General features: G+C 71.3%; 18 protein-coding genes and 1 pseudogene. 9 read left to right on the forward strand and 10 right to left on the reverse strand.

Going from position 1 to position 26,223, the window contains the following annotated elements:
- Nucleotides 1-34: 34 nt before the first annotated feature.
- A complete protein-coding gene (locus K7862_RS24020; RefSeq protein ID WP_222965951.1) occupies nt 35-655 on the reverse strand; it encodes an NAD(P)-dependent oxidoreductase in 621 nt (206 codons plus the stop codon).
- Between K7862_RS24020 and K7862_RS24025 the strand changes: the two genes are divergently transcribed.
- The gene (locus tag K7862_RS24025) at nt 654-1,502 is read left to right on the forward strand and encodes a TetR/AcrR family transcriptional regulator (RefSeq protein WP_262413705.1); all 849 of its coding nucleotides are present in this window, start codon (nt 654-656) and stop codon (nt 1,500-1,502) included. The genes K7862_RS24020 and K7862_RS24025 overlap by 2 nt on opposite strands.
- On the opposite strand, the gene K7862_RS24030 is transcribed toward K7862_RS24025, so the two are convergent.
- From K7862_RS24030 to K7862_RS24040, 3 genes are all read right to left on the reverse strand, one after another.
- The gene (locus K7862_RS24030) at nt 1,490-2,974 is read right to left on the reverse strand and encodes a HAMP domain-containing sensor histidine kinase (protein ID WP_222965953.1); all 1,485 of its coding nucleotides are present in this window, start codon (nt 2,972-2,974) and stop codon (nt 1,490-1,492) included. The two genes, K7862_RS24025 and K7862_RS24030, sit on opposite strands and share 13 nt — an antisense overlap.
- Nucleotides 2,971-3,720, reverse strand: coding sequence for a response regulator transcription factor (locus tag K7862_RS24035; protein WP_222965955.1), 750 nt, complete (start codon nt 3,718-3,720; stop codon nt 2,971-2,973). The genes K7862_RS24030 and K7862_RS24035 overlap by 4 nt, the downstream gene beginning before the upstream one ends.
- Nucleotides 3,721-3,782: 62 nt before the next feature.
- Nucleotides 3,783-5,996 carry an MMPL family transporter gene (locus K7862_RS24040; protein WP_262413706.1) on the reverse strand — a complete coding sequence of 738 codons (2,214 nt, stop codon included), beginning with the start codon at nt 5,994-5,996 and terminating at the stop codon, nt 3,783-3,785.
- 753 nt (nt 5,997-6,749) lie between these two features.
- On the opposite strand from K7862_RS24040, the gene K7862_RS24045 reads away from it, so the two are divergent.
- The 4 genes from K7862_RS24045 to K7862_RS24060 all read left to right on the forward strand — a co-directional run bounded on the left by K7862_RS24045 (nt 6,750) and on the right by K7862_RS24060 (nt 14,934).
- The gene (locus K7862_RS24045) at nt 6,750-9,749 is read left to right on the forward strand and encodes an ATP-binding protein (RefSeq protein ID WP_222965957.1); all 3,000 of its coding nucleotides are present in this window, start codon (nt 6,750-6,752) and stop codon (nt 9,747-9,749) included.
- 351 nt (nt 9,750-10,100) lie between these two features.
- Nucleotides 10,101-12,518: a hypothetical protein gene (locus tag K7862_RS24050; RefSeq protein ID WP_222965959.1), complete on the forward strand. Its 2,418-nt coding sequence runs from the start codon at nt 10,101-10,103 to the stop codon at nt 12,516-12,518.
- A 26-nt stretch (nt 12,519-12,544) separates the two neighbouring features.
- Nucleotides 12,545-13,852, forward strand: coding sequence for a S53 family peptidase (locus K7862_RS24055; protein WP_222965961.1), 1,308 nt, complete (start codon nt 12,545-12,547; stop codon nt 13,850-13,852).
- A gap of 299 nt (nt 13,853-14,151) precedes the next feature.
- The gene (locus tag K7862_RS24060) at nt 14,152-14,934 is read left to right on the forward strand and encodes a class I SAM-dependent methyltransferase (protein WP_222965963.1); all 783 of its coding nucleotides are present in this window, start codon (nt 14,152-14,154) and stop codon (nt 14,932-14,934) included.
- Between the two features lie 82 nt (nt 14,935-15,016).
- Here K7862_RS24060 and K7862_RS24065 read toward each other — a convergent pair whose 3' ends face one another.
- The 5 genes from K7862_RS24065 to K7862_RS24085 all read right to left on the reverse strand — a co-directional run bounded on the left by K7862_RS24065 (nt 15,017) and on the right by K7862_RS24085 (nt 22,262).
- Nucleotides 15,017-19,381: a caspase, EACC1-associated type gene (locus tag K7862_RS24065; RefSeq protein WP_222965965.1), complete on the reverse strand. Its 4,365-nt coding sequence runs from the start codon at nt 19,379-19,381 to the stop codon at nt 15,017-15,019.
- Nucleotides 19,378-19,794, reverse strand: a complete 417-nt coding sequence (locus K7862_RS24070) for an effector-associated constant component EACC1 (protein WP_308012154.1) — start codon at nt 19,792-19,794, stop codon at nt 19,378-19,380. Before K7862_RS24070 ends, K7862_RS24065 begins: the two co-directional genes overlap by 4 nt.
- A gap of 269 nt (nt 19,795-20,063) precedes the next feature.
- Nucleotides 20,064-20,294, reverse strand: a complete 231-nt coding sequence (locus tag K7862_RS24075) for a hypothetical protein (RefSeq protein ID WP_222965969.1) — start codon at nt 20,292-20,294, stop codon at nt 20,064-20,066.
- Nucleotides 20,295-20,991: 697 nt separating this feature from the next.
- Nucleotides 20,992-21,297 carry a putative quinol monooxygenase gene (locus K7862_RS24080; protein WP_222965971.1) on the reverse strand — a complete coding sequence of 102 codons (306 nt, stop codon included), beginning with the start codon at nt 21,295-21,297 and terminating at the stop codon, nt 20,992-20,994.
- A 203-nt stretch (nt 21,298-21,500) separates the two neighbouring features.
- The gene (locus K7862_RS24085) at nt 21,501-22,262 is read right to left on the reverse strand and encodes an SDR family oxidoreductase (protein WP_222965973.1); all 762 of its coding nucleotides are present in this window, start codon (nt 22,260-22,262) and stop codon (nt 21,501-21,503) included.
- 190 nt (nt 22,263-22,452) lie between these two features.
- Here K7862_RS24085 and K7862_RS24090 point away from each other — a divergent pair, with 190 nt between their 5' ends.
- Nucleotides 22,453-23,325 carry a helix-turn-helix transcriptional regulator gene (locus tag K7862_RS24090; RefSeq protein ID WP_222965975.1) on the forward strand — a complete coding sequence of 291 codons (873 nt, stop codon included), beginning with the start codon at nt 22,453-22,455 and terminating at the stop codon, nt 23,323-23,325.
- A 62-nt stretch (nt 23,326-23,387) separates the two neighbouring features.
- Here K7862_RS24090 and K7862_RS38310 read toward each other — a convergent pair.
- A pseudogene (locus K7862_RS38310) lies at nt 23,388-23,462 on the reverse strand (winged helix-turn-helix transcriptional regulator); the annotation flags it as partial.
- 262 nt (nt 23,463-23,724) lie between these two features.
- Here K7862_RS38310 and K7862_RS24095 point away from each other — a divergent pair.
- The 3 genes from K7862_RS24095 to K7862_RS37795 all read left to right on the forward strand — a co-directional run bounded on the left by K7862_RS24095 (nt 23,725) and on the right by K7862_RS37795 (nt 26,209).
- Nucleotides 23,725-24,411: an HdeD family acid-resistance protein gene (locus K7862_RS24095; RefSeq protein WP_222965977.1), complete on the forward strand. Its 687-nt coding sequence runs from the start codon at nt 23,725-23,727 to the stop codon at nt 24,409-24,411.
- A gap of 143 nt (nt 24,412-24,554) precedes the next feature.
- The gene (locus K7862_RS24100; RefSeq protein WP_222965979.1) at nt 24,555-25,496 is read left to right on the forward strand and encodes a diacylglycerol/lipid kinase family protein; all 942 of its coding nucleotides are present in this window, start codon (nt 24,555-24,557) and stop codon (nt 25,494-25,496) included.
- A gap of 275 nt (nt 25,497-25,771) precedes the next feature.
- Nucleotides 25,772-26,209, forward strand: coding sequence for a hypothetical protein (locus tag K7862_RS37795; RefSeq protein ID WP_372461645.1), 438 nt, complete (start codon nt 25,772-25,774; stop codon nt 26,207-26,209).
- Nucleotides 26,210-26,223: the final 14 nt, after the last annotated feature.

Below are 26,223 nucleotides of genomic sequence, written 5' to 3' on the forward strand. Positions count from 1 at the left end.
GGTATCGACGGCGCTCCGGTCGTCGGCCAGCGGGTCAGCCGAGTGGGACCAGGACCTCGGCGCGGTGGGTCGGGGCCTCGGCCTCGTCGATCAGGAGAGCGGCGAGCGTGTCACGGGTGATGCGAGGCGGGAGGAAGGGCCGCCGGTAGTCGGCCAGGCGCAGGATGCGCCGGTTCGGGCTGACGGGCCCGTTGGCGACGTCTGGTGCATGGAAGACGGTGGTGCCGCCGGCCAGCGCGATGTGGTCGGCGGCGGCCTTCTCGGCAAGCTCTCTGCCCACGAACATCCGCATCACGGCCTGGTAGATCGCTCCACCTGCGCCGGTGGAGACCCCCGAGCCGAGGGCGCCGAGCCAGATCGCGCGGACCCTCCGGGCGGTCAGGACCTTTGCGCCGGCCTCAAGGGCACCGGGGCCGTCGCCCTTGCTGACGCCGAGGGCGGAGACGACGACGTCGACGTCGGAGAGGTCGGGGAAATCAGCCGGCGAGGTGACATCGGCCCGCCTCACCTCGACACGGTCGTGTGCGCTGGGGTCGCGAACGGTGAAGACCTCGGGGCGGCGGACCAGGGCGACGACTTGGTGGCCGCGGGCGAGGGCTTGCTCCACGGTGGCATGGCCGGTCTTGCCGCTGGCGCCCAGTATGGCGATACGCATGGCTTTTCCCTTGACTGAACAAGTGTTGGTCAACATGAGTGAACAGGTGTTGGTTATTGATGTCAAGCCGCTTCGAGCCGGTAAGGTGAACACGCGTTGCCCAGTGATTCCGCCGGACCCGGGAGGGGTGGGAATGTCTGCTGGTGAGCCGGCTCCGCCGCGCCGGCGCAACCCGCGTGGGCAGGGCCAGGTGCTCAAGGCTCAGCTGGTCGAGGCGGCCGCTCGATTGCTGGCGACCCTGGATCAGCCCGAGACCTTGACGCTGAGGCAGGTCGCACGTGAGGTCGGTGTGGCTCCGGCGAGCATCTACAGCCACTTCCCGGACCTCGGCGCCCTCGTCGACCATGTCCTGCGCCAGCGCTACGACGAACTGGCGCGCCTGATGGTCCAGGCCGCGGCGGCGGCCACCGATCCGCTGGACGAACTCGTCGCCCGGTGCGCTGCCTATGTTCACTGGGGCGTCGAGCAGCCGGGCCACTATCGGACGCTCTTCGGCGGACGGATGCCCGCGGACCTGGCACCCCGTCCGGACTCCACCGCCGGCACCGGTCCGGATGCCGAACAGGCCGGCGACTCGGTTCACGGAGCCGGGGCCGAACTGCTGGAGTCGCTGATCGCCGCACTGGCAGCGGTCACCGACCCGGCCGGCACACGGGCCACGCCCGAGCGGAGATGGCAGGCCGGTCTGCTCCTGTGGACCGCCATGCACGGCCTGATCAGCCTCTACAACGACCACGGCGACCTTCCCTGGCCACCGTTGGACGACCTGCTCGCCGATCTGATCGGCCTGCACACGGCACGGTCCGCGCAGGAGATCGCAGACCTCCTTTCGGATCATTCGGTGTAGCCGGGCTCCGCGATGACGGACTCCTTGTCGCGCGGCGGCGCGTCGGCGCGGTGCGCGTCGAGCCGGACGGTGACGGTCGTGCCGACGCCGACGGCGGACTCCACCGAGACGTGGCCGTGGTGGGCGTGGATGATGGCCTCCACGATGGCCAGTCCCAGGCCGGAACCGCCGTAGGTGCGACTCCGGCTGGCCTCGGCACGCCAGAAGCGTTCGAATACGCGCGGCAGGTCTTGGGGTGCGATGCCGGGGCCGTCGTCTGCGACCACGACGTGGACGTGGCCGGGGTCGGTGGTGACGGTGACGTGCACGGCGGTCTGTGTCGGGGTGTGCTGGCAGGCGTTGCCGACGAGGTTGCGCAGCACCTGCTGGAGTCGGGCGGCGTCGCCGGTCACCTGGGCGGGTCCGGCGGCGGTCAGCGTGATGCCGCGGTCGGGGTAGATGACTTGCGCGTCCTGCACCACGCTGGCGGCCAGCGCGGTCAGATCGAGGGGCGCCCGCTCGATGGGTCTCCCGGCGTCGAGGCGGGCCAGCAGCGAAAGGTCCTCGACCAGCAGTCGCATGCGGCCGACCTGGTTCTCGATGTGGGCGAGCGCGGTCTCCAGCCGGGGCCCGGTGAGTCCGCCCTGGCGGTGCAGGTCGAGCCAGCCCGAGATGGTCGACAGGGGGGTGCGCAGTTCGTGCGAGGTGTCCGCGGCCAGGGAGCGGACGGTGGCCTCGGCGCGTGCCTGCGCGTCGAAGGCCCGGTTGACCGCTTCGGCCAACTGGTCCGTCTCACTGCGGTTTCCGCGGGTGGGAAGGCGTTCGGTCAGGTGCCCTTCGGCGATGGCGTCGGCGCTTGCGGCCATCTTGGCCAGCGGCCGCATGCCCAGGCGCAGTACGAGGACGGCGAGGGCGAGCAGCAGGACCAGAGCGCAGGCGACGATGGCCAGTTGGCGTGTGATGAGGGTGTCGGTGGTGGAGTCGTCGACCGAGGTGTCGATCACGAGGATGACGGCGGCCGGCTTCACGGCGGGCGCGCCCGACCGCTCCAGGGTCAGGCCGAGGCTGGGGATGCGGATCGCGCTGAGGTCGTCCAGGCCCTCGACGTCGTCGTAGTCGACGACGTGCCCCGCGGGGACGGTGGCGGTGGCGGTGACCATCGCCTCGGGGGCGAGGTCGCCCGTGCCGGTGGACAGCAGGATCCGGTCGTGCCCGTCGACGGCGATGCTGCCCAGCGGTGGGCCCAGCAGGGCGGAGAGTTGGTCGCCGTTGGCGACCTGGGGCCCCCGGACGAGGACAGCCCGCATGCGGGCGGCGCTGTCCCGCAGGGTGCGTGTGTAGCGCTTGTGCAGGAAGCTCTCCAGCAGCAGCGCGCTGGTTAGCGAACTCGCCGTCAGCCCTGCCACGAGCAGGACGGCGAGTCCGGCCAGGATGCGCAGGCGGACGCCGGCGCGGGCCGGGCGCAGGCGGCCGTGGATACCGGCGAGGTTCATCGGGCGGCCCGCTGCCTGAGGGTGTAGCCGACCCCGCGGACGGTGTGCAGCAGTGGGGTGCGGCCGTGGTCGATCTTGCGGCGGAGGTTGGAGACGAAGCGTTCGACGACGACCGAGTCGCCGCCGAAGTCGTACTGCCAGACGGCTTCGAGGATCTGCGACCGGGACAGCACCTGGCCCTGGTGGGTCATGAGGTGGCGCAGCAGCCGGTATTCGGTGGGCGAAAGGTCGACGAGGTCGCCGCCGCGGCGCACCTCGTGGCGCAGGTCGTCGATCTCCAGGTCGGCGCAGCGGAGTGTCGACTCCTCCGCGGCCGGTGGGCCGCCGCGGGCCCGGCGAAGCAGTGCCTGGAGGCGGGCGCCGACCTCGACGACGCTGAACGGCTTGGTGACGTAGTCGTCGCCGCCCAGGCGCAGGCCGCGGACCCGGTCCTCCACGGCGTCCCGGGCGGTGAGGAAGAGTACGGGAACCGTGAAGCCCGCCGCCCGCAGGAGTTGCAGGACCTCGAAGCCGTCCGCCCCGGGGAGCATCACGTCCAGGACGATGACATCGGGCGGGCGGTGGGCGACCTGGGCCAGGGCCTCGGTCAGGTCGCCCACCGCGGTCACGGTGAATCCGGCGAAACCGAGCGCGGAGATCAGCAACTGCCGGATACCGGGGTCGTCGTCGATGACCAGGACGCTGTCGGGTCCGGGGCCCCCGCCGGATCCGGGCCCGGGGCCGGCGGGCACATCGTCGACACTCATGCGCAGTGTGCTCCTTGAGCCGGGACGGCGGCTTCCCGCAACCCCGGTATCGGCAGAACTGGTCATCGTGCCGCGGACTCGGTTTCCCACGCGTCGCCGGTCGTGGCGCGGTCAGCTCCGTCGGCGCCGGTGGTGAGGCTTTCACCTTCGACGTCCAGGTGCGGCAGGATGCGGTCCAGCCGGCGCGGTATCCGCCAGGCGCGGTCGCCGAGCAGAGCGAGCACCGCGGGCACGAGCGTCATTCTGACCAGGAAGGCGTCGACCAGGACGCCGAAGGCCAGCGCGAAGGCGATCGGCATGACGTCCGGGTCCTTGCCGAACAGGAAGTCGAGGAAGACCGCGATCATGATGAGGGCGGCGGAGGTCACGACCCGGGAGGCGTTGCGTGCCCCGACGACGATCGCGCGGCGGGCGTCCTTGCGGTGGCCGTACTCCTCGCGCATCGCGGAAACCAGGAAGACCTCGTAGTCCATGGCCAGCCCGAACAGCACCGCCATGACGATGATCGGCGCGAAGCTGGCGACCGGGCCGAGGCTGGGCACACCGAGCGGACCCGCGAGCCAGCCCCACTGGAAGACGGCGACCGTCGCGCCGAAGGCCGCGCCCACCGAGAGCAGGAAGCCGACGGTGGCCTTGACCGGGATGGCGATGGACCGGAAGGCGATCATCAGCAGCACCAGCGACAGGCCCACGACGACGACCGCGAACGGGGCCAGCGCGCCGCTGAGTTTGTCGGAGACGTCGATGCTGACGGCCGTCTGGCCGGTGACGGCGACATGGCCGCCGCCGGCACGGGCCACGGGTGCGGTGACCTTGTTCAGACGGGAGACGAGATCGCTGGTGGCCTGCGTCCGCGGACCCGTGGTGGGGGTGACCCGGATGCGGGCGGCCGTACGGTCCTTCGCGATGTCGACCCCGCTGATGCCCGCTACGCCGTCGACGCTCTTGAGTTTCTGCTCCACGGCTGTGGCGGTCCGCACCGTGGCCTTGGCGTCGGCGCCTTCGACGAGGACGATCAGCGGGCCGTTGGCGCCGGGCCCGAAGGCACGGCCGATCATGTCGTATGCCTGGCGGGTGGCGGTCGATTCGGGGTTCGACCCGTCGTCCGTCAGGGCCATCGTCAACTGCAGGGCGGGCACGGCCATCGCCCCGAGCCCGACCGTCACGACGATCAGATTGCGCACCGGGTGGCGGAGCACGCCGCTCACCCATTTCGTTCCCATGGTCGCCCTGTCCGGGTGGGAAGTACGGGCAGCCCTGGAGCCGGGCTTGGGAACGAGCCTGCGGCCTAGGGCCGCCATCAGGGCGGGCAGCAGCGTCAGCGCCATGATCACGGCCATCGCGACGGCGCCCGCCGAGGCCAGGCCCATGGAGGTCAGCATCGGTACGCCGGCGACCGACAGCCCTGCCAGTGCGATGAGCACCGTCGCACCGGCGAAGACCACGGCGCTGCCGGCGGTGGCGGTGGCCTTCGCCACCGATTCCCCGACGGGCATGCCGCCGGCGAGTTGGGCGCGGTGACGCGAGACGATGAACAGCGCGTAGTCGATACCGACCGCGAGCCCGAGCATGACCGCCAGCGTGGGGGCGTTCTCGGAGATTCCGACCGCTGAGGCCAGGCCCATGATCGCCGTCATGCTGCCGATCACGCCGAGGACGGCGGTGAGCAGCGGCATCCCGGCCGACAGCATCGAACCGAAGGTGATGACGAGGATCGCCAGGGCCACGAGGATGCCGATCAGCTCGGTCGGACCGACCGGGGACGTCGTGGAGGCATAGGCGTCACCGCCGTACAGGACGGTCAGCCCCACTTTCTCCGCGGGGGCGCCGGTGGCTTTCAGGGCGTCCAGCGTCGCGGCGGGCACGTCACTGTCCTTCGCGGCACTGAAGTCCACTGGGGCCACCGCGGTCCGCCCGTCGGCCGAGACCATGCCGTTCGCGGCGGGGTCGCCGACCGCCGTGACCCCGGCGACCTTGCCCGCGGCGGCCAGGCTGACGCGCAGCGGCCCCTGGAACCCGGGCTCGGTCAGCTTGTGACCGGGTGCTGCCTGGAAGACGATCTGCGCGGCTGGCCGGTCCGCGTCCGGCCAGTGCCGGTCCATCGTGGTCAGCGCGGTCTGGGCCGGGGAGCCGGGGATGGATTTGCTGTTCTGGAACGAACCGTGGAACAGCAGTCCCAGGCCGGCGACGGCCACGAGAACGATCAGCCATCCGGTCAGCATCGTGCGCCATCGTCGGGCGCCGAAGGCGCCCAGCCGGTACAGGAGCGTAGCCATGACCCATCCCTCATCAGGTAGTGGAAGTGACACCGGCGATCCTGATCGGCGTGCTTGACGGCCGGCCCGCACTGCGCTTGACGGTTGCCTGACGGTCTCGCGCGATAAGTGAACAACCGTTGGCGATGTGAGTAAACAACCGTTGGTTATCGCTGTCAAAGCGAACCAGCCCGCTGCACGATCTCCGTCGCGGCCCGATGCCGGCCCGCGAGGCAGAGGCGGCCCGCCGGCGGTCACGCAGGCGTGGACGAAGTGCCGTCGCCCGCACCCGCAGCGTTCAAACCTGGTGGATACGGGGCGTGACCGCGGTGCGGGCTGCGGTAGTCCGAAAGCTGGCCCCCGTCCGCCACGGCAACCAGCTGTGGCAGGCGGGCCGTTGCGCGGGTCCGCGGGTGCGACGGAGATACAGCAGCTGGACGAATCGGACACGTTCCACGTCGCCCTCCGCGTACTGCCGCTGTCCGCCCGGCGTACGCGAGCTGCTGAGAAGCCGGGCTCCGCATGTGAGGAGGCCATCCGAGGGTAAGGAGTCCCCCGGCCAAGGGCCTGGAGAACATTCAGCGCTCACGACCGGCAGGGGCAATGACCCCACGCCGGCGGCGACCGCCGGAAGATCTTCAGCTCTCGGCCGACGGTCGGCGAGCGAGCGGATGAGGTCCAGGTAACCGGGCGTTGACGGCAGCGCCCACCGGGCTCGTCAGCTTGGCGACATATTCTCCTGCCTGGGTGATCGGCGCGGGACGAGGGGCGGGCATGGAGGTATCCGAACGGAGCGGCAGCAGCGGGTCAGCGGTCGTGCACGCTCCGGAATTCGTGGGCCGCGAGCGAGAGATGGCCGAGCTCGCGCGGGCCCTTGCCGCGCCGCCGACGGCGGTGTGGATCGAAGGCGAGGCGGGGATCGGCAAGAGCAGGCTGCTGCGCGAGTACCTGGCCTGGACGGCGGGCCGGGCCGACGGTGCCGGCCGGGTGCTGGTGGCGCGCTGCCCGCCGCTGCACCACCCGCAGACCCTGGGCCCGCTGGTCGACGCGTTGCGGCAGGCCACAGAGACGGTGGCGGGGCTACCGCTGAGCCCGCTGGCAGGCGCGCTGCGGCCGCTGTTCCCCGAGTGGGGCGGTGATCTGCCGGCCGCGCCTGGGCCCGCCGAGGACGCGACGGCCGTCCGGCACCGGGTGTTCCGGGCGCTGGCCGAATTGCTGGCCCGTCTGGACGTGGCGGTGCTGGCCGTGGAGGACGTGCACTGGGCGGACGAGGCGACGCTGGAGTTCCTGCTCTTCCTGGCCGCTGGCCCGCAGTCGATAGGCCTGGTGGTGACCTGCCGGCCCGAGGACGTGGTCGGCGGTTCGCTGCTGCGGCGGCTGGCCACGCGGCTCGCCGCCGACTCGGCCTCGGCAGCGGGGCGGCTTCGGCTGGCCCTCGGGCCACTGGACGTGGCCGCCACGGCGCGGCTGATGTCGTCGATGCTGGCCGGGGAGCACGTCTCCGACAGGTTCGCCGGGTTCGTCCACCAGCGCACCGAGGGCGTGCCGCTGGCGGTCGAGGGCGCGGTGCGGCTGATGGCCGACCGCGCCCACCTCAGCTTCGGCGCCGACGGCTGGGGAGGTTGCCGACCGGACGAGATCGGCGTGCCCGCCACGGTCCGCGACATGGTGCTGGAGCGGCTCGGACGGCTCGGCCCCGAGGGGCGGGCGGTACTCCAGGCCGCGGCGGTGCTGGGCCGGCCCGCCGACGAGGCCACTCTCCGCGCCGTGACGGGACTTGCGGCCGGGCGAGCCCAGGCGGGCCTGATCGAGGCCCTCGGCGGCGCCCTGCTGGACGACGACGGCTGGGGCCAGGTGGCCTTCCGGCACGTGCTGGCCCGCCAGGCGGTGTACGAGGCGACACCGGCGTCCCGCCGACGGACGCTGCACCGGCGCGCCGGACGGACCCTGGAGGCGCTGACGCCGCCGCCCGTCGGGGAGTTGGCTGACCACTTTCGCGTGGCCGGGGAGAAGAGTGAGTGGTCCCGTTACGCCGAGTGGGCCGCCGACCTGGCGCTCGACTCCGGCGACGAGACGACCGCGGGTGCGCGTCTGCACGACCTGGTGGTCAACGCCGACCTGCGACCCGCTTCGATTCTCCGGCTGATCAGGAAGTTTCCGTTCGCGTCGTTCGCCGGGCCGGCCCGGTTCCGGGAGCTGGTGCCGCCGCTGCGGGCCGCTCTGGCCTCGGGGGCATGCACCCCAGGACAGGAGGCCGACATCCGCGCCCAACTCGGCAACGTGCTGCTGTTCATGGGAGAGGACGATGCGGGCCGCGCCGAGCTGAAGCGGGCGATCCCGCACCTGGGCCATGATCCGGCCGAGGCCGCGCGGGCGATGATGCGCCTGGGCTGGCCGCGCAGCAGCAGCTGGCCCGTCTCGTCCCACCTGCGGTGGCTGGAGCGCGCCGCCGAGCTGGAAGTGCCGTCGATGACGGCCGCCGACCGGGTGGGCTTCGCGGCGGACCAAGCCACCGCCCGGCTCATGCTGGGCGAGACGGACGGGTGGGCGCTGGTGGCGCGGATCCCCGATGACGCCGACGCCCCGGCGGAGTGGCAGCAGATCACCCGCGCCAACGTGAACATCGGCGACATGGCGATGTTGTGGGGTCGGTATGCCGTTGCCGCGCAGCGGCTCGGCACGGCCCTCGTGCAGGCCGACCGCCGCCGGTACCGGCGCTACGAGTCCGTCGCCATGGTGACCCGGACCCATCTGGACTGGCTCACCGGCGCCTGGGAAGGCCTGGCCGAGCGGGCGGCGGCGCTGGCCGAGTCCGAGGACATCCTTCCGCTCGCCCGGCTGGAGTTGCTGTTCGTCGTCGGGCAGTTGCACGCCGTGGCGGGCGCCTACGGGCCGGCCGCCCAGCAGCTGCGATCGGTGCTGGACGGGGAGGTGGGCAGCGGGGCGCTCGCGGACTCGATGGAACCCGCCGCGGCGCTGGCCCGGCTGGCACTGTCCGCCGGCCGCGTCGAGGAGGCGCTGGAGATCACCGGGGAGCCGGCCGACCTGATCGCCCGCAAAGGCACCTGGGTCTGGGCGTCGGACCTCGGCCCGGCGCGGGTGGCCGCGCTGGCTGCCGCCGGCCGCCTCGAGGAGGCCGCGCGACTGACTGCGGCGTTCGCGCGGGGGCTACGAGGCCGCGACGCCCCGGGGCCGCGCGCCGGACTGGCCACCTGCCGGGCGATCCTGGCCGAGGCGCGCGGCGAACACGCCTCGGCCGCGGGGCTGTTCGCCCGCGCGGCCGTGGCCTGGCAAGCACTCCCCCGCCCCTACGAAGCACTGCTGGCCCAGGAGCGGCAGGCCGGCTGCCAGATCGCCGCGGGAAAACGTGAGACGGGGCTTTCCCTCCTGGTCGAGGTTCGGGAACGGCTGATCGCCCTGGGGGCCCTCGGTGACGCCGACCGGGTGGTGGCCTGCTTGCGTGAGCACGGTGTCGCAGCGAAGCGGCCCCAGCGCGGCGGCCGGCGTGCCCATGGCAGCCGGTTGTCGCCCCGGGAGCTGGAGGTGACCCAGCTGGTGGCCACCGGACGCAGCAACCGGCAGATCGCCGACGAGCTGTTCCTGTCACCGAAGACGGTGGCCCAGCACCTGAGTTCGGCCATGCGCAAGCTCGGCGTCTCCTCGCGCACCGCCCTGGCGGTCCTCGCCACCGGCGCGGGCACGGCCGACGCGCAGTTCGCGCAGGGGGATGTACCGGACCGGCCGTCCGGCGGCGTGACCACCAAAACTAGGTAATCCGCCGGATACCCAGCACGGTTCGCCGAGGCAAGACTTGACGGACAGGCACGTCACGGGACGTCGAGTGCGACGGTGCGTGTCTCGACGATGGCGTCGACATGCCCTCCCTGACCGCCCAACCCGTACACGTGGCAGGGCTTTGCGGGTCGGCCCAACCCGAGCCCGCCGCACGGCACTTCCGGTTCCCAGCCCCCGCCGACAGCTCGGGGAAAAACGCCCCATCGGTTGAGCCGGCGCTCCGCGGATCCCGGATCTGTGTGCGGGCGCCCCGGCCGTACGGGATTCGCACCGTCCCTCCCGGCGACGCCGCCGAAAACGAATGTCCCCTGCACAAGGAGAAATCGAGTGTTGAGTGACCACAGACGCCGCCTGCGGCTGCCGTCGGGTCTGAGTCGCCGTGCCGCGCGCCGGCTGGCAGCATTCACCGCGCCACTGCTGGTGGTGGTGTCCCTGACCGCCACGCTGAACGCCGTCCCGGCGCAGGCCGATTCGCCGACCGTCCTCACCGAGGCCGCCGCGCAGACCGCTGTGCCCACCGCACCGGCCGGCCCCCAGGCGCGCGGGGAGGGGCAGACCGTCACAACCCTGACCGGCGGAAGGATCTTGGTGCGCGCCGACGGCACGCAGGTGGCCCAAGGCGGCGGCCCGGCGCTGAGCTACTCCGGCTCGAACGGCGACCGCTACATCGTTCCCGCGGAGGCCGCCCCGTACGCCGGCCGGTCGCTGGACTGGACGCTGTTCGACGTCTCGGCGCTCGTGCGCGACCACATCACGGACGGGGCGAGGATCCCCGTGGCGCTGTCATTCAGCAGGGCCGGTGCGATCCCGCCGCCCGGGATCACCCTCACCTCCTCCGGCGCCGGCATCAGCGCCGTGGGCTACATGACCCCTTCCTCGGCCGGGGAGTTCGCCGCGTACCTGCGCGGTCGGATCGCCGCCGACGTCGCCGCGGGCAAGCCCGCCGGCACCACCCCGCTGCCCGGCATGAACCGGCTGGCGCTGGCCGCCGCCGCACCCGGCCAGGGCGTGACCCCGCAGTACGCATACCAGATCGCGCAGTTCGACACCCAGGGCCTGACCGGCCCGGCGAACGCGCTCATCAGGCTGTGGGACATGGACTCGTTCACGGCCGTGTCGACCACGCTCGCCTCCGTCGGGGGGACGGCCCGCATCGCCGTGCCGACCGGCCACTACTTCGCCGTCGCCGAGTTCGTCGAGTTCGACGACCAGGGCAACCCGACCGAACTGCGGTTCGTCTCCGTCGGATTCACCGTCCCCGACAGCAGCGGAACCGTCACCACGGTGAGCCTGGACGAGAAGAGCGCCACGACGCCGTCCACCGCGGTCACCCCGCGGCCGGCCCGGCAGATCAACCAGATCGTGACCTGGGGTCTGCAGAGCACGACCGGGCAATGGGACCTCATCTCGGCTATGGTCAGCGGCACGAAGGGGACCGACATCCAGGGCGATCCGGGAACCGATGTGTACGTCGCGCCGACGGCCTCCGGCCCGCCCGCCGGGACGCTGCGCTACGTCGTCCAGTGGGACGGAATCGCGCCGTCGTCCGGGAGCGGCTTCCCGTATCCCGGGGAGAGCGCCTATCCCTACCGGTACGACCTGGCATTCGGCTGGGAGAACCAGATCCCGAAGAGCCCGTACCAGGTGAAGAACCGCGACCTGGCCACCGTCCACCAGCACCTGTACGCCGACCCGGCGCAAACCCCCGCGGACTTCGAGTTCAGCAAGGCCCCCATCGACCCGGTCCTGCCCGCGGAGTTCGCCGGGTTGCAGCTGAGCGACGGGCTGCCTCGCGAAGCGCCCGGGGACTTCACCGACTACGTCGGCACCGCAGACGGCGGCGACTGGATCTTCAACTCGAGCGTCGGCCCGGGCTACGGACTCAACCAGACCGCTGCCGATCCGCGCACCTACGCCGGTGGCCACGAGTACTCGACGGACTGGGGTCGCGGGCCGCTGACCCCGCAGTGGGGCCAGCACACGCCGCGGCCGGACGCCCTGTACCTGAACTGCGAGGCGTGCGTCACCGAGAACGCGGGCGAGGCCTACGTGGTCGCGCTGTATCCGGCCGACGGCCAGGACACCCAGCAGGCCGCGTCCGGCAGCCGCTACATGGACGACAGCGGGGCCTGCTACATCAACGGGCAACTGGTCGCCAGCTCCCCCGCCTGCATCGACGACCACCCCCTCACGGCGGACAGCGACACCCCGGCCCCGCCCAACACCTACCGCCTGGTCTACGACACCAAGCTGCGCCCCGACGTACCCCAGTACAGCCAGTCCACCGCCACCCACACGGACCTGACCTTCACATACGCCTACAAGCCCCAGCCCCCCGCGGACATGGCCCTGCCGTCCGGCCACCAGTGCACCGAATTCCCCGTCCAGGGCACCTGCGAGATCCTGCCGGTGCTCACGCTCAACTACCTGCTGGACGAGAACGAGCTGAATACCAGCTCCGCCCCGGTCCAGCAACTGCGGCTGGACGTCGGCCACCTGACCTACGACGGCATCGGGTCGCACGCCGCCATCACCTCCACCTCGGTGGACGTGTCCTTCGACGGCGGCGCCACCTGGCAGCCCGCGGTGGTCGGCGGGCACGACGGCCACTACACCGCGCACTGGCCCAACCCGGCCTCCGCCCGAGGCACGAGCCCCGCGCTGCGCGTGACCGCAACCGACGCCGACGGCGGGTCGATCACCCAGGTCGTCGACAACGCCTACACCATCGCCGCGAACGCGCGCTGATCCGGCCGGAAGAAACGAGAACCCGTATGAGACACCTCTTCCCGGCAGCGGCGATACCCGCCGCGCTGGCCGCGATCGCCGTGTTCGCAGCGCCCGGGGCAGCGGCCGCCGACCCCGCGGCCCACACACCGCAGCAACCGGGCGCGTCCACGGCACAGCACGGCCGGCTCCCCTCGAACGTCCGTGAGGCCTGCCCGACGGCCGGTCCCCGCCAGGTCCGCTGCATGGCCCTGGTCCGCACCGACGTGCACGGCGGCCGCGGCCTCAGGGGCCGCGCCGCCGCGCACGCCGCCGCAGGGACCGCGGACGACACGACCGTACTGCCCGACGGGTACGGCCCGGCCGACATCCGCTCCGCCTACAACCTGCCGTCCACCGGGGGCGGCGGGCAGACCGTCGCCGTCGTCGAGGCCTACGACAACCCGACCGCCGAGGCCGACCTCGCGGTCTACCGCGCCACCTACGGGCTGTCCGCCTGCACCACCGCAAACGGCTGCTTCACCAAGGCCAACCAGCGAGGCCGGCAGGCCGGTTACCCGGGCAGCGACCAGTACACCGGCTGGAGCCTGGAGACCGCACTCGACCTGGACGCGGTGTCGGCGGCCTGCCCGGCCTGCCACATCCTGCTGGTGGAGGCGGACAGCACCGACGACGCCGACCTCGCCGCCGCGGAGAACACCGCGGCCCGCCTCGGCGCGACCGAGATCTCCAACAGCTACGGGGAGGACGAAGGGTACGGGATGTTCTCGTACGCCTCCGCCTACGACCATCCCGGGGTGGCGGTCACCGCCGCCTCCGGTGACTCCGGCTTCTCGGTACCGAAGTTCCCCGCCGTACTGCCCACGGTGACAGCCGTCGGCGGCACGTCGCTGGCGCGGGACCCGGGAACCGCACGGGGCTGGTCGGAGACGGCCTGGAACTTGTCGAGCAGCGGCTGCTCGGCCTGGTTCGACAAGCCCGCCTGGCAGACGGGTGTCCCCGACTGCCCCGGCCGCGTCACCGCCGACGTGTCCGCGGACGCCGACCCCAACACCGGCGGACTCGCCGTCTATGACACCACCCCCGACCTCCAGGCGTACCCCGGCTGGATCGAGGCGGGCGGCACCAGCCTCGCCTCCTCGCTCGTGGCCGCCGTCATCGCCTTGGCCGGGAACCCGGCCGACTTCCCCGACGCCTCCCGCCTTTACCGCCACTCCGGCGCACTGCACGACGTGACCGGCGGCTCCAACGGGGCTTACGGGTTCGACTGCGGCGGCGACAACCTGTGCAACAGCGCGCCGGGCTACGACGGCCCCACGGGACTGGGCACACCGAACGGCCTCGGCGCGTTCTAGTCTCCGCGGTTCGTCCACGGTGCCGTCCCGGTCTCGGGCCGGAGCGCGAAAGTGCCTTCTGAGCTGGGTTGACGGGGCCTGTCCACGGTCTCCGTCACCGGAGCGGAAGGCACTTTCCGCGTGCACTCCCCTCCGCCGTGAAGCAAGGCCGTCGTGTGGACCGGCGGCTACCACGCGCCGTGGCCGACACCCCGGACCCCCGTTGCCGGTGCGCCGGCCATTCCGGGTCAACCCGACCCGGCCGGGGCCCTCTTAGCACTGCCCGAGCTGCCCGGCGACCACGTATTACGGTGGGATACATGTCCGAGCCCTCCGTGCGGGATTTCTACGACGACTTGGCCCACGACTACCACCTGATGTTCCGGGACTGGGACGCGAGCATCGCCTATCAGGCCGAGGTATTGGGCGGGCTCGTCCGCCAGTCTCTCGGGGTGGGACCGCACACCGTCCTGGACTGCTCGTGCGGGATCGGTACCCAGGCCATCGGGCTGGCCCGGGCCGGGCACCACGTCGTCGGCAGCGACCTGAGCCCGGTCGCCACCGCGCGCGCCGCCACCGAAGCGGCGGCCCGTGGCAGCAGGCTTCCGGCCGCCGCAGCTGACATGCGCCAACTACCCTTCAGGAAAGCGGCATTCGACGTCGTCCTCTGCGCGGACAATTCGATCACGCACCTCCTCTCCCGGCGAGATATCAGGGCGGCACTCCTCGGCATGAGACGGGTACTCCGAGACGGCGGACTTCTGGTGATCACGGTTCGTGCCTATGACGAGACGCGCCGGACCGGCCCCACGGCCACACCTCCTCAGGTCTCGGAAACACGCGACGGCCGAGTGATCACCTTCCAGCTGTGGCACTGGCATGACGACGGCGAACGCTACGACCTGGAGCACGTGCAGCTCATCCACGCGGAGAACACCTGGCAGGTCCGAGTCCGCCGTGCCACCCACTGGGCGCTGACGGGCCGGCAGCTGACAGAGTTCGTGGCTGAAGCCGGCTTCACCGACATCGTCTGGCACAGTCCGGCCACAAGCGGGTACTACCAGCCCGTACTCACCGCACGGCGCGCTCCCTCGGCGCAGTAGCCCGGACAGCGGTTTCGCTCGACGCCGGCGCAGGACGAAGATGACGCCCAGGACCGGGCGCAGGGATGTGGCCTGGTGTCGATCACGAGCACGTCCGCTGGTACGGGAGGCCTGGCACGTAGCGGTCCCATTCGGCCCGGTCCAGGCCGCGGCCGGCACGGCTGCAGGCACGCACGACGGCATGGGCGCGAGCGTCGATGATCTCGGTGAGGTCGTCGAGGTAGACGAGATGGTCGCCACCGCCGGTCGCCAGCGTGCGGTTGTCCGCGCTGAAGGCCACCGCCGTGATGATGGCCGCATGCCCACGGCTCTGCAGCAGCAGATGCGGCTGTGCGGGTTCGGTGACGTCCCAGAGAAGCGTCCGCTCGTCGTTCCCTGCGGTCGCCAGGAGGTGCCCGTCGGGGCTGAACGCGACTGAGCGCACCCAGCCGGTGTGCTCGAGCAGCGGGGTGGCGGCCATCCGCGGACGCTCGCGGTCACGGACGTCCCACAGGATGACGCTGGTGTCGACACTGCCGGTAGCAAGGGTGCGGCCGTCGGGACTGAACGCGAGCGTGGTCACCCGGTTGGTGTGTCCGCTCAGTGTGGCTGAACGCCGGTAGTGCGCCGGGTCGGTGACGTCCCAGAGGATCGTCGTGGAGTCGTAGCTGCCGGTAGCAAGGGTGCGGCCGTCGGGACTGAAAGCCATCGCCGCGATTTGGGCTGTGTGCCCGGCGGGCGAGGCGATCTGCGTCGGCCGGCCCGGGTCGGTGAGGTTCCAGAGGATCACCTTGTCGCCGCCGGTGGCGAGTACGTGGCCTTTCGGGTCGAAGGCCAGCGAGATCACCGCATCGTTCTGCGCCGGAAGACTTCCGATGTGGTTGGGGGCGTCCGGGACGTGCACGTCCCACAGGCCCGTGGTTCCGTCCTCTCCGCTGACGGCGAGGGTGTGCCCGTCAGGGCTGAAGGCCAGTGCGTCGACCCAGCCGTTGTGCGCCGTGAAGTGGGCGGCCTTGCGCGGGAGCTTGCGATCGCTCATGTCCCACACGTTGACGGTGCCGTCCGCGCTGCCCGTGGCCAGCACTCTGCCGTCCGGGCGATAGCCCACGGCGCGCACCGCGTCGCGGTGACCGCCGAGCCTGAATGTCGGTTTGATCCCGGCCTCCGTACCGCTGCGCCAAAGGATCACGGTGTCGTCGGCACTGCCGGTTGCCAGCGTGTTCCCGTCAGGGCTGAGTGCGACTGCCGCGGTCAGGTTTCCGCCGGCGCCACCGACCAGTGTGTGCTGGATCGGCCGGGTCGGGTCGGTGATGTCCCAGCCGAGCATCCTGTGGTCGCCGCCCACAGCGAGCACGCTGTGTCCGCCGGCGGTGAACCGCACCGCGCTCGCGGGGCCGTCCCACCCACCGGTGAGTCGGGCGATCACCTGCGGCTTGGCGCGGTTGTGTGTGTCCCAGAGCCGGACGGTGCCGTCGCCGTCGCCGGTGGCCACGCGGCGCCCGTCGGGGCTGAACGCCAGTGAGCCTGTTCCGCCGCTGTTCTGCTCGGTCAGCGTGGACAGGTGGGCCGGGGCGTCCCGATGCCGGACGTCCCACAGGATGGCGGTGCCGCCCGCGTCACCGGTCGCCAGCGTGTGCCCGTCCCGGCTGAAGGCCGCTGACAGGACCGGCTGCCGGTGGCTGGTGAGGCGAGTGATCCTCTCCGGCGCCATCCGACCGGAAGTGTCCCAGAGGACAACCGTGTCGTCAGCGCTGCCGCTGGCCAGAGTGGTCCCGTCGGGACTGAACACCAGCGCGTCGACGGTGGCGGTGTGGCCACTGACGCTACTGAGCGGTGTGGGACGGCTGGGGATGGTGACGTTCCACAGAGCGATGCTGCCGTCCGCGATCCCGGCGGCGAGGGTGCGCCCGTCGGGGCTGAACGCCAGCGCGTCCACCCGGGCGCTGGTGCGCAGGGAGCCGAGCCGGCGGGTGCCGTCCCATATGATCACCTGGTTGTCGGCGCCGCCGGTGGCCACGATGTGGTTGTCCGGGTGGAATGCGACCGCTGAGACGGCCCGCGTGTGGCCGGCCAGTGTCCCCGCGTAGGGGTCGAGCAGGCCGGTGAGGAGACTCGCGGTGGTGGCCGTGTCGCTGTGCAGCCGGTCAGCGGCGATGCCGAGCATGAGTGCCAGTTGTGGCGCGTTCCCGCGGGCGCTGTCGGCTTGGTCGAGCAGGGAACGGGCGATGGCGGCCCGCTGCTGGGCGCGAGCCTCATTACGACCCTGGTAAGCCAGCACGGTCGCGACCACGGACAGCACGAGCAGGAGGGCGAGCGCGCTGATGGCACCGGTCCGCACCCTGCGGCGTCGCTGCTCGGCCCCTACGCTCGCATCGAGGAACTCCCTTTCCGTGGGGCTGAGCTGGTCCGGGTGGTCGGCCGCCCAGTCCCGCGCTCGATGTAATCGGTCGCCCCGGTGAAGGCGGTCGGCGTCCCGCCGGTCCCGCAGCCACTCGCCTGCGGCCTCGGAGAGTTCCTGCTGTACCAGGAGCCCGGCTCGGTCGGCCTTGATCCAGTCGCGCAGCCGACCCCAGACGCGGAGCAGCGCCTCGTGGGAGATCTGGCCGGTATCGCCGTCCACGGTGATCAGGCGGGCTCGGGCAAGCTGGTCGCGGGCAGTCGCTACGGCGGGGGCGTGCTCCACCAGCTCGGTCAAGTCGATCCGGCGGCGCGTGTCCTCGGTCCCCTCCCCGAGGCTGACCATCCGCAGCAGCATCATGCGGGCCGCCTGCTTCTCGTCTGCGGCGAGTGCCCCGTACACGGTCTCGGCCTGACGGGTGACCGCGTTCCACACCCCACCGGTGGCCCGATACCCGGCCAGAGTGAGCGTGCGGCCCCGATGGCGATGTTGCCAGGTGAGGAGCAGGGCGTACGACAGCAGCGGCAGCGTCCCGGCAGCGAAGTCGTGTTCGGCCCGCAGGTCGTGCAGCAGCAGTTCGACCAGCCCGGGTTCCAAGGCGAGACCGGCGGCATCGGCCGGCTTCTGGATCGCTTCGCGGAGCTGCTCGGGATCCATCGGCCGAACCCGCAGCGTGGAGTCGTCGAGTACGCGGGCCAGCTCCGGGTAGGCCAGGCAGTGCGCGTAGAAGTCGGCGCGCACCCCGAGGACGACCAGAGCGTGCTCCTGGGCTGCTGCGCACACCGCCCGGACGAAGTGCGCACGTTCGTCGGCGTCCTGGCAGACGGTGAACAGCTCCTCGAACTGGTCCACCACGAGCAGCAGTCGGCTGTCCCCCGCGTTCCTGCCGCCCGCGTAACGGCGCAGCGCCTGGTCCACGACGTGATGCAACCTGGTTGCGTCGGCGCCGAGTTCGGTGCGGATGGCGTCTGCGGTCACGCCGGCGGGACCGGCCAGCCGGGTGGCCAGGGTATCCAGCGGGTGAGCGCCCGGCGTGAGGACCATGCTCGGCCAGGCCGAAGAGCCGCGCACCGGAAGTTCACCGCGGGCCACGGCCGGCACCACCCCGGCCCGCAGCAGTGAGGACTTGCCCGAGCCCGACAGACCCACCACGGCCACCGGTGCCCCCGTCCGCCAGCACGTGGCCATGTGGTCGAGGAGCTCACGGGTGAGCTGTTCGCGGCCGAAGAAGAAGCGGGCGTCGTCGGCGGTGAACGGCTCGAGACCCCGGTAGGGGCAGACTCCATCGGCCAGCGGTTCCCCGGTGTCCGCGAGGTCGGTGACCGGCGGGTTGGCGCCAACGGGATTCCTGGCAAGGACAAGGTCGCCGGCCTGGCCGCTGAGAAACCGAACCGGCGCCGGAATACCGCGCAGTGGCAGCTCCCGCCGGAGGTGACGGAAGGCACCCTCCACTGTGAGCTCGGGCAGCCCGGCGGGGTCACCCTCGCGCAGCAGAGTCATCAGAGCCCCGGTGAAGCTGGTGTACCGCTCCCCAGGAAGGGCCAGGGCGAGTTCGTCGGCGGACGCGGAGGACAGCACGTAAGCCCCGGCGAGCGGCGCGAGTTCGAAAGCATCGGTGGCAGCGGTACCCAAGGAGCCACGAGCCCGCCCGGAGTAGCAGCAGTCCAGCACCACGACGACGGTGCGCGCACGGCAGACCGACAACGCGTCCGCGACCACCGCGTACGGCAAGGCCTTGAAGCCCAGACCCTCGCTGAAGTGGTCGGTCTCACGGGTGGCCAGGTGCAGCTTGTTGCCGGGGCTGACCAGCCCGTGACCGACATAGTGGAAGTAGAAGACGTCCTCAGCCTGCTTTGCCGCATCGATCAGGGCGTTGCCCAGTTCGATCGGGTGGGGATCGACGATCGGTGGGAGCAGGTTCTCCGGGCGCAAGCCGCAGCGATCGATCAGGACGCTGCCCAGGTCCCGTACCGTGTCGGCGACAGCGGGGACGTCCGGAAGCCGGGAGCCGGCAACGTGCGTGCCGGTGCCGGCCAGCAGAGCCCGAGTCCCGGCCGAGTGCAGGTTCATCCGGCGGTGTCCTCCTCGCCGGCCGCTGGAGACCCGGCGGCGACGGCTGGCGTGCTGGCCGCGCTTGCGGACAGTTGCGCGGCAAGGTCGGCAACTGCGGCTGTCCCGAAGTCCGGTACGTCGGTGGCCGTCAGCTCGTACGACGTGCCGTCCGGCCTGGTGACTTTCAGCGTGACATCACTCGTGCGGTGCCGGATCCAGGCGATCAGGACACTCGCAACGGCCGTCGCGATGCCGCCAGGCGCAAGGGCGACCGCCAGCGCCTCCACCCCCGCGCCGAGCGTGCCGGGCACGACGGGCCCGTCCACCAACCGGACTCTGCCGCGTAACCCGTCCTCGTTGAGCAACCACTCCCGCAGGGACCGCAGTTCATCCGCCGCGCGGTGTCCCTCGACCTCCAGCGTCACGTCCACGGGCCTTCCCTCAGCTCTTGCCGACACGCTGACACGCACCATAGTGACCGACAATCACCAGCCGTGCAGCGCGTGTTCGGCCCTGGCCCAACGACTACTTCGTTGCCGGGAGGCGCTGGATCGCCAGAAGGGCGACGTCGTCGGCTGGTTCCCTGCCACATGGCTGAACAGGTCGCCTTGAATCCCCCGCAGCAGGGCGTCGGGGGTGGACCCCGAGAAGGAACGCAGCCGCTCGCCCAGCGGGTAGAAGTCGGTCGGTGGAGACGTGGTCAGACGTGGTTCCGGCGGATCAGCAAGGGCGGCGGGTGCCCGCAGTTGATCAGTTCGGCGGGCTCGTCCCGATCGGCGGCGATCGCCACGAGCCCCACGAACGCGGTCATCTGCGGCCCCGCGAAGGCGGCGGTCACCGCCGGAGCCAGCGCGACGAGCGGGCCGAGATGAACGGACGTCGAGGACATCATGTCCACGACGCTGATCACCGCGATGATCGCGAGCGGCACCGCTATTGCCGCGCGGCCCCACGGCCTCGTAACTAGGCCGGTGCGGCACAGCCCCGATCAGGTCCTCGCGACGCTCACCCGGAGAAGGAGGCCGCGCCCGCCTGGTGGCGGTGGCCCGCGCCGCCTCTCCCTGCCACGGATCAGCACGCGTCCGGCAGGTCCAGCCGGCACCAGGGCTGCGACGACCATCGTCAGCGTCCGATGCGGCAGTGCGGGGCGGCCGTGGGCGGGGGTGGACAGACACGTCATGCCGTGGTCCGTCGACATGGCCCCGACTCGTACCGCCTGCCTACTGCCGGCAAGCGTCATCGCTCCATGGCCGCCGGCCGTCATCGCGGTCCGCGTAGAACTGGGATCGATTCCCGGGGACATGGGAGACGCCATGGATGCGGAGAGGCCGCCGTGACAGCCGTCGGCGGCGGAGGCCGGAGAGCCGTGCATCAGGAACAGGCCGGCCAGGACGGCGCAGACCGCCAGCAGCCGGGCCGTGCCCCGCACGCCGACGTGCTTGCTGCCCTTCACCGCCCGTGTCTCCTGCCTTGCCGCCCCGGCCCATGCCTGAGGGCCGCGGTCGATGTGCCGTACGACATACGGCGGCCAGGGCGCACGCGGTGGCTCCCCACCGCCGGCGACGGGCACCGAGACGGGCATCGAGAGCGGAGGCGGCCGCGCCGGGCCGACCAGCCGCATCCGGTCTTCAGGGAAGCTTGTGGGCGAGAACGTCGAGTCGCTCGACGGAAGGCGGCTGGGCGAACAGATCGCCGGCTCGTTCCATCAGAGCCTTGCCCAGCCGGCCGTTGAGGTGGGTCTGACGTGCGGTATCGGTGGGGAAGACGTCGAAGATCGCGAAGGCGGTCGCACTCAGGCGCACGGCGAACCAGGCGACGGTGTCGGGCTCCTCCTGCACGATGTCAAGGCCCTTGCGGAGAAAGTCGGCGACCTCTTCCTCCTTGCCGGGCTTGGCCTCCACGTACACGTACAGCCCGACCTTGACGTCCGCCATGAGGAGTCTCCTTTCGGCGCTCGGCCGCCCGTGAGCGCCCGGGCACTGCCGTGACCGGTTGGCACAGAATTGGTCCATTATGTCTGGACTACTCTGCCTTTGCGTATATCCGCCTCCCGCTGGCAGGTCGTCACCCTCACCGCGCCGCAGCGCCCGCACCGTGCGGGCCAGAGGCGGGCGAGGAGGGCGGCGATCGGGGGGTGTCAGCCTCGGCGGCTGGGGAGCATGGCCAGGGCCTTGGAACGCTGCGCGACGAGGTCGTCGTAGGTGCCCTCGCGCTCGGCCCAGCGGTGCACGAGAACGCCCTTCACAAGGATCTCGTGGGGGGTGGGGTCCTGCGAGAGCAGGTGCATGACCTCGGTGGCGAAGTCGTCGAGGGGCAGCGCGTGCGGGTTCACCTTTTCCTGGCCCGCCGTGGCGACGGCCGGGGGGACGAGCTCGGCGACGTCCACACCGGTGCCGTCGAGCTGCGCGCGCAGCGCCTCGGAGTAGGCGTGCACCGCGGCCTTCGATGCGGCGTAGCTGGGCATGGGCGGGAAGGGCAGGAAGGCGATGCCGGAGGTGACGGTGACGAAGGTGCCGGCACCCCGCTGGACCAGGTGCGGGGTGAAGGCGTCGACGACCCGGATGGTGCCGAGCAGGTTGGTGTCGATCGTCGTCGCCGCCGTCTCGAAGTGCGCGGGGTCGCGCAGGTCCTCCAGGAGCATGACGCCCGACATCGTCACCACGGTGTCCAGTTCGGGGTACCGGGCGAGCGCGGCGTCACGGGCGGATGCGACGGAGGCGCTGTCGGTGACGTCGACGCTGAACGTGCCGAAGCCTTCTTCGGCGAGTTCCGCGAGTGCCTGCGGGCTGCGGCCGCCCACGGCCACCGTGCTCCCCGCCGCGGCGAAGCGCCGAGCCAGCTCTCGCCCGATGCCCGAGGTTCCGCCGACGATGAGAACGGTGCGGTTGGAGAGGTCCATGGAGGTGTTCCCTTCAGTTCAGGGCGCCGTCGGCGTTTCGACCCGCGGCGCAGACAGTGATGCTCGCTGTCTCCTTCACAACGGTGCTATTGCAGTCTTGACGGCATCCGCCGGGTGTAGGAGTGCCCCCGTCTTCCCTGGTCCTGGCAGGGCCCCCTGTGAGACACGCGCACCGCATTACGGTGTGGGTATGAAGGACGAGGAATCCGGCAACCCGCTCGGCAGCTACCTACGGGCCCGGCGTGAGCTGGTCTCCCCGGAGCAGGCAGGAATCCCGCCCGGCGGCAGGCGCCGCGTGCCCGGCCTGCGCCGTGAGGAGGTCGCCCTGCTCGCCGGGATCAGTCCCGACTACTACCTGCGCCTGGAGCGCGGCCGCGACAAGAACCCCTCACCGCAGGTCCTCGAATCACTCGCGCGCGTCCTGCAGCTCGACGACGTCGAACGGACGTATCTGCTCGGCCTCGCGTCGGTACGCCCCAGGGCGCCGCGCCGCAAGAGGCCCGAGCAGGTACCGGCACGGGTGCACGAGCTGCTCGCCCACCTGCAGATCCCCGCGTTCGTCGAAGGGCGCGCGTTCGATGTCCTGGCCTCCAACCCCATGGCCGTCGCGCTCTCCCCCCGCCTGCGACCCGGCCAGAACCGGCTGCGTTCTCTCCTCCTCGATCCCGAGGAACGCGCCTTCCACCAGGACTGGGAGAACGCCACCGCCGATTTCGTCGCCGCCCTTCGCACCACCGTCGGGGACGACACCGACGACCCCCGATTCGTCGAGCTCGTCGGAGAACTCGCCCTGTCCAGCCAGCGGTTCCGTACCCTGTGGGCCCGCCACGACGTCCGCGGCCTCGACGGAGGCACGGCCACGGTCCAGCACCCCGTCGTCGGTGAACTGCGCCTCCACCGCGACAAACTCCCCGTCGACGACGTCATCCTCGTCGTCTACTACCCCGACAAGGACAGCGACAGCGACGAGAAACTCCGGCTCCTCGCCTCACTCGCACACACCGAGCCCGCCGGCACAGCCCACGACGGACCGGCAGGCGCCCCGCGCCCGATGACACCCTGACCAACAGCCATCGGCCCGGCGCCGGAAGCGGGACCGCCCGCATCCTTCCGCGCCGACTGCACCGACCACTCCGTGAGCGCCTTCAGCGGTTCCCGCAGCCTCTGGCCGAGCGCGGTCAGTTCGTACCCCACGCGCGGCGGTACCTCTGGTTAAACGGTCCGGCTGACCAGCCCGTCGCATTCGAGCGAGTGCAGCGGCGGGGGCTGTGGCACCGCGAATCGAGCGGGGAATCGAACCAGGTGCAGCTCTACGCCGTCGTCAAGGGCCGGCGCCGCGAGGCCGACACATCGTGGTGGTACCTCCTGCAGACCGAGGACCTCGCCGAGCGGTCACGGCTGGCCGGGGTGACGATGGAAGTGAAGGGGGCTGCTGACCACGCTGTGGGAAGGATGGGATGCGATGACATCTCCCTCCGATTCCACTTCCGGCACCGGCCCCCCGCGCTCGCACGGGACCGAGCCACAGCACGACTCGATCAACGACAGCTTGACGTTCGTGGCGAACCGGGGCTGGCAGATCGTTCTCACCACGGGTCTGGCCGCGATCGCCCTGGGCATCGTGGCCCTGGCCTGGCCTGGCGCCACGCTGCGGGTAGTCGGTGTGCTCTTCGGCATTTACCTCCTGATCGCTGGTGTCTTCCAGTTGGCTGCCGCGTTCGGTTCGCACGTTCCCGGTCATTTGCGGGCGCTGCATTTCCTCGTCGGGGCGCTGTCGATCGTGCTCGGCTTGATCTGCTTCCGGGGCACCCTGGAGTCGATTCTGCTGCTCGCCCTGTGGATCGGCTTTGGCTGGCTGCTGCGCGGCGTCATGCTGACAGTCACAGCGGCCTCCGCCCCGGGGATGCCCGCGCGCGGCTGGATGTTCTTCTGGGGGATCGTCGGAACTCTGGCGGGCATCGCGCTGATCGTCTCGCCTTTCACCTCGATCGCCGCGCTCACCCTGACCGTGGGCGTCATCGCGGTGGTCCTGGGGGTGGTCGAGGTGTTCTACGCCGTCAGGATGCGCCTCGACATCGGCCGCCTTGAACTCGGCACCGCCCGTGAGCGCCGCTCGCGGTTCCACTCCCAGCCGCATCCCCAGCACTGATCCGGGCCCCGGCTGCCGCAGCCGGGCGCAGTGCGCGCGGGCAACGGTCAGCACTCGTTGGTGCGCAGAACACGGACCTGGGGCCCCGGTCCTTCGGTTCGCGGCGGGCCAGTGACCAGTCAGCGGCGAAAGGATGTGCGGTGATGTCCAGCATGCGGGCGTGCGGTGAGGTGGTGATCGTGGCGAACCCGCGCTCCGGAGGCAGCAAGTGCGCTCGTTACCACGTGGTCCAGCGGGCCGAGGACACGGGAGCACAGGTCTGGATGACCAGCGCGGAGCAGGACGCGGCATCCCTGGCCAGGGACGCTGTGCGCGCGGGAGCCAGGGTGCTGGGAGTTGCGGGCGGCGACGGCACCGTTTCAGCGGTCGCCGCGGTCGCCGCCGCCACGGACCGGTCGCTTCTTGTGGTACCGGCGGGCACACGCAACCACTTCGCCCGCGACCTGGGCCTGGATGTCCGCGATCCGGGCCTGGCGCTCGGTGCCCTTGCCGACGGCGAACCGGTCCGAGTGGACCTGGGCGCGGTCGGCCCACGGGTCTTCGTGAACAACGTGTCCTTCGGAATGTACGCCGACGCCCTGCTGGAACCCGGCTACCGGGAGGACAAGCCGGGTGCCTTCGCCGCGGTCGCCCCGGGCTACCTCAAGGGCGAGCAGTGGCTCGAGGCCCGTGTGAACACTCCGTGGGGGACCGTCGAATCTCCTCAGGTGGTGCTCGTCTCCAACAATCCCTACGACCTCGCCCCGCCCCGCCGGCCCGGATACCGCCCGTCGCTCACCACAGGCAGGCTCGGGGGCATCGTCCTCAAACGCCCGGCACAGGCGCCCCCGGACCTTCTGCGTCACCTGCGCGACCAACTGCGCCGGCACCAACACGGTCCTCCCCCTCCAGGTCAAGGGGCAGTCGTATGGTCGGCATCCGACATCACGCTGCACGGTGACGCCGAGCAGCTGGACGCAGGCATCGACGGCGAAGCCGTACGACTGCCTCTTCCCGTCGAATGCAGCATCCGGCCGGGCGCTCTGTGTGTCCTGCTGCCGAAGGACCGGCCAGGTCCTCCACGACCCCACGGCACACCTCGCTGACCCGCACGCGAGGGCCCCTCCACGAACAGCCACCGCCGCTCGCTCCAGTCCAAACCGGCTCAGCTCATGTCCGCCGACAACGCCGTCCATCGAGGGTTTGAACGGTCTGCAAGAACGGCCGACTCGGCCATCCCGGCGGGAGCTGGGACCGACGTCGCAGGGGAGACGACCTTGAGCGAGCCCACCCACCGTCACCAGGGCCACCGCACCGGGCGGCGCCGTTCCGGCGCGCGGGGCGGCCCGCGGCGGGGGGAAGCGGCGCGGCCGGGGGGGCGTTGAAGATCACCGGCTTGACCATGGGCTTCGTACTGCTCGCGACGGGCGGCGCGGCCGCCTACGCCTACTGGAAGCTCAACGGCAACATCAAGTCCGACGACCTGTCGGCGAACGGCAAGGACGGCGCCGGCCACGAGAGGCCGGACGCCTTCGGGCGCACGCCCGTCAACATCCTGGTCATCGGATCCGACGGCCGCACCAGCTCCGCGTACTGCAAGCTCGGCGGTGCCTGCAAGCAAGCCGGCGGGCGAGCGGGCGGACGTGGAGATGGTGGTCCACATATCCGCCGACCGCTCCAACGCGACGGTGATGAGCGTACCCCGCGACCTGCGCGCGGACTGGAGCGGCTGCCACGACGCCGGCCATCAGGCCATGGGGCCGCAGCACGACACGATGACTCTCCTCGGTCTGCCAGGACATCGCCGACGGCGACTTGACCGCCCGGGCGGCG

The organism is Actinacidiphila acidipaludis, assembly GCF_019890725.1.
GTDB lineage: Bacteria > Actinomycetota > Actinomycetes > Streptomycetales > Streptomycetaceae > Actinacidiphila > Actinacidiphila acidipaludis.

Coding starts and splice junctions, on each gene's coding strand:
- K7862_RS24045 (WP_222965957.1), top strand. CDS start 6,750: ATGGAGGTATCCGAACGGAGCGGCAGCAGCGGGTCAGCGGTCGTGCAC.
- K7862_RS24100 (WP_222965979.1), top strand. CDS start 24,555: ATGTCCAGCATGCGGGCGTGCGGTGAGGTGGTGATCGTGGCGAACCCG.
- K7862_RS24095 (WP_222965977.1), top strand. CDS start 23,725: ATGACATCTCCCTCCGATTCCACTTCCGGCACCGGCCCCCCGCGCTCG.
- K7862_RS24055 (WP_222965961.1), top strand. CDS start 12,545: ATGAGACACCTCTTCCCGGCAGCGGCGATACCCGCCGCGCTGGCCGCG.
- K7862_RS24080 (WP_222965971.1), bottom strand. CDS start 21,297: ATGGCGGACGTCAAGGTCGGGCTGTACGTGTACGTGGAGGCCAAGCCC.
- K7862_RS24020 (WP_222965951.1), bottom strand. CDS start 655: ATGCGTATCGCCATACTGGGCGCCAGCGGCAAGACCGGCCATGCCACC.
- K7862_RS24090 (WP_222965975.1), top strand. CDS start 22,453: ATGAAGGACGAGGAATCCGGCAACCCGCTCGGCAGCTACCTACGGGCC.
- K7862_RS24025 (WP_262413705.1), top strand. CDS start 654: ATGGCTTTTCCCTTGACTGAACAAGTGTTGGTCAACATGAGTGAACAG.
- K7862_RS24065 (WP_222965965.1), bottom strand. CDS start 19,381: ATGAACCTGCACTCGGCCGGGACTCGGGCTCTGCTGGCCGGCACCGGC.
- K7862_RS24040 (WP_262413706.1), bottom strand. CDS start 5,996: ATGGCTACGCTCCTGTACCGGCTGGGCGCCTTCGGCGCCCGACGATGG.
- K7862_RS24060 (WP_222965963.1), top strand. CDS start 14,152: ATGTCCGAGCCCTCCGTGCGGGATTTCTACGACGACTTGGCCCACGAC.
- K7862_RS24035 (WP_222965955.1), bottom strand. CDS start 3,720: ATGAGTGTCGACGATGTGCCCGCCGGCCCCGGGCCCGGATCCGGCGGG.
- K7862_RS24030 (WP_222965953.1), bottom strand. CDS start 2,974: ATGAACCTCGCCGGTATCCACGGCCGCCTGCGCCCGGCCCGCGCCGGC.
- K7862_RS24085 (WP_222965973.1), bottom strand. CDS start 22,262: ATGGACCTCTCCAACCGCACCGTTCTCATCGTCGGCGGAACCTCGGGC.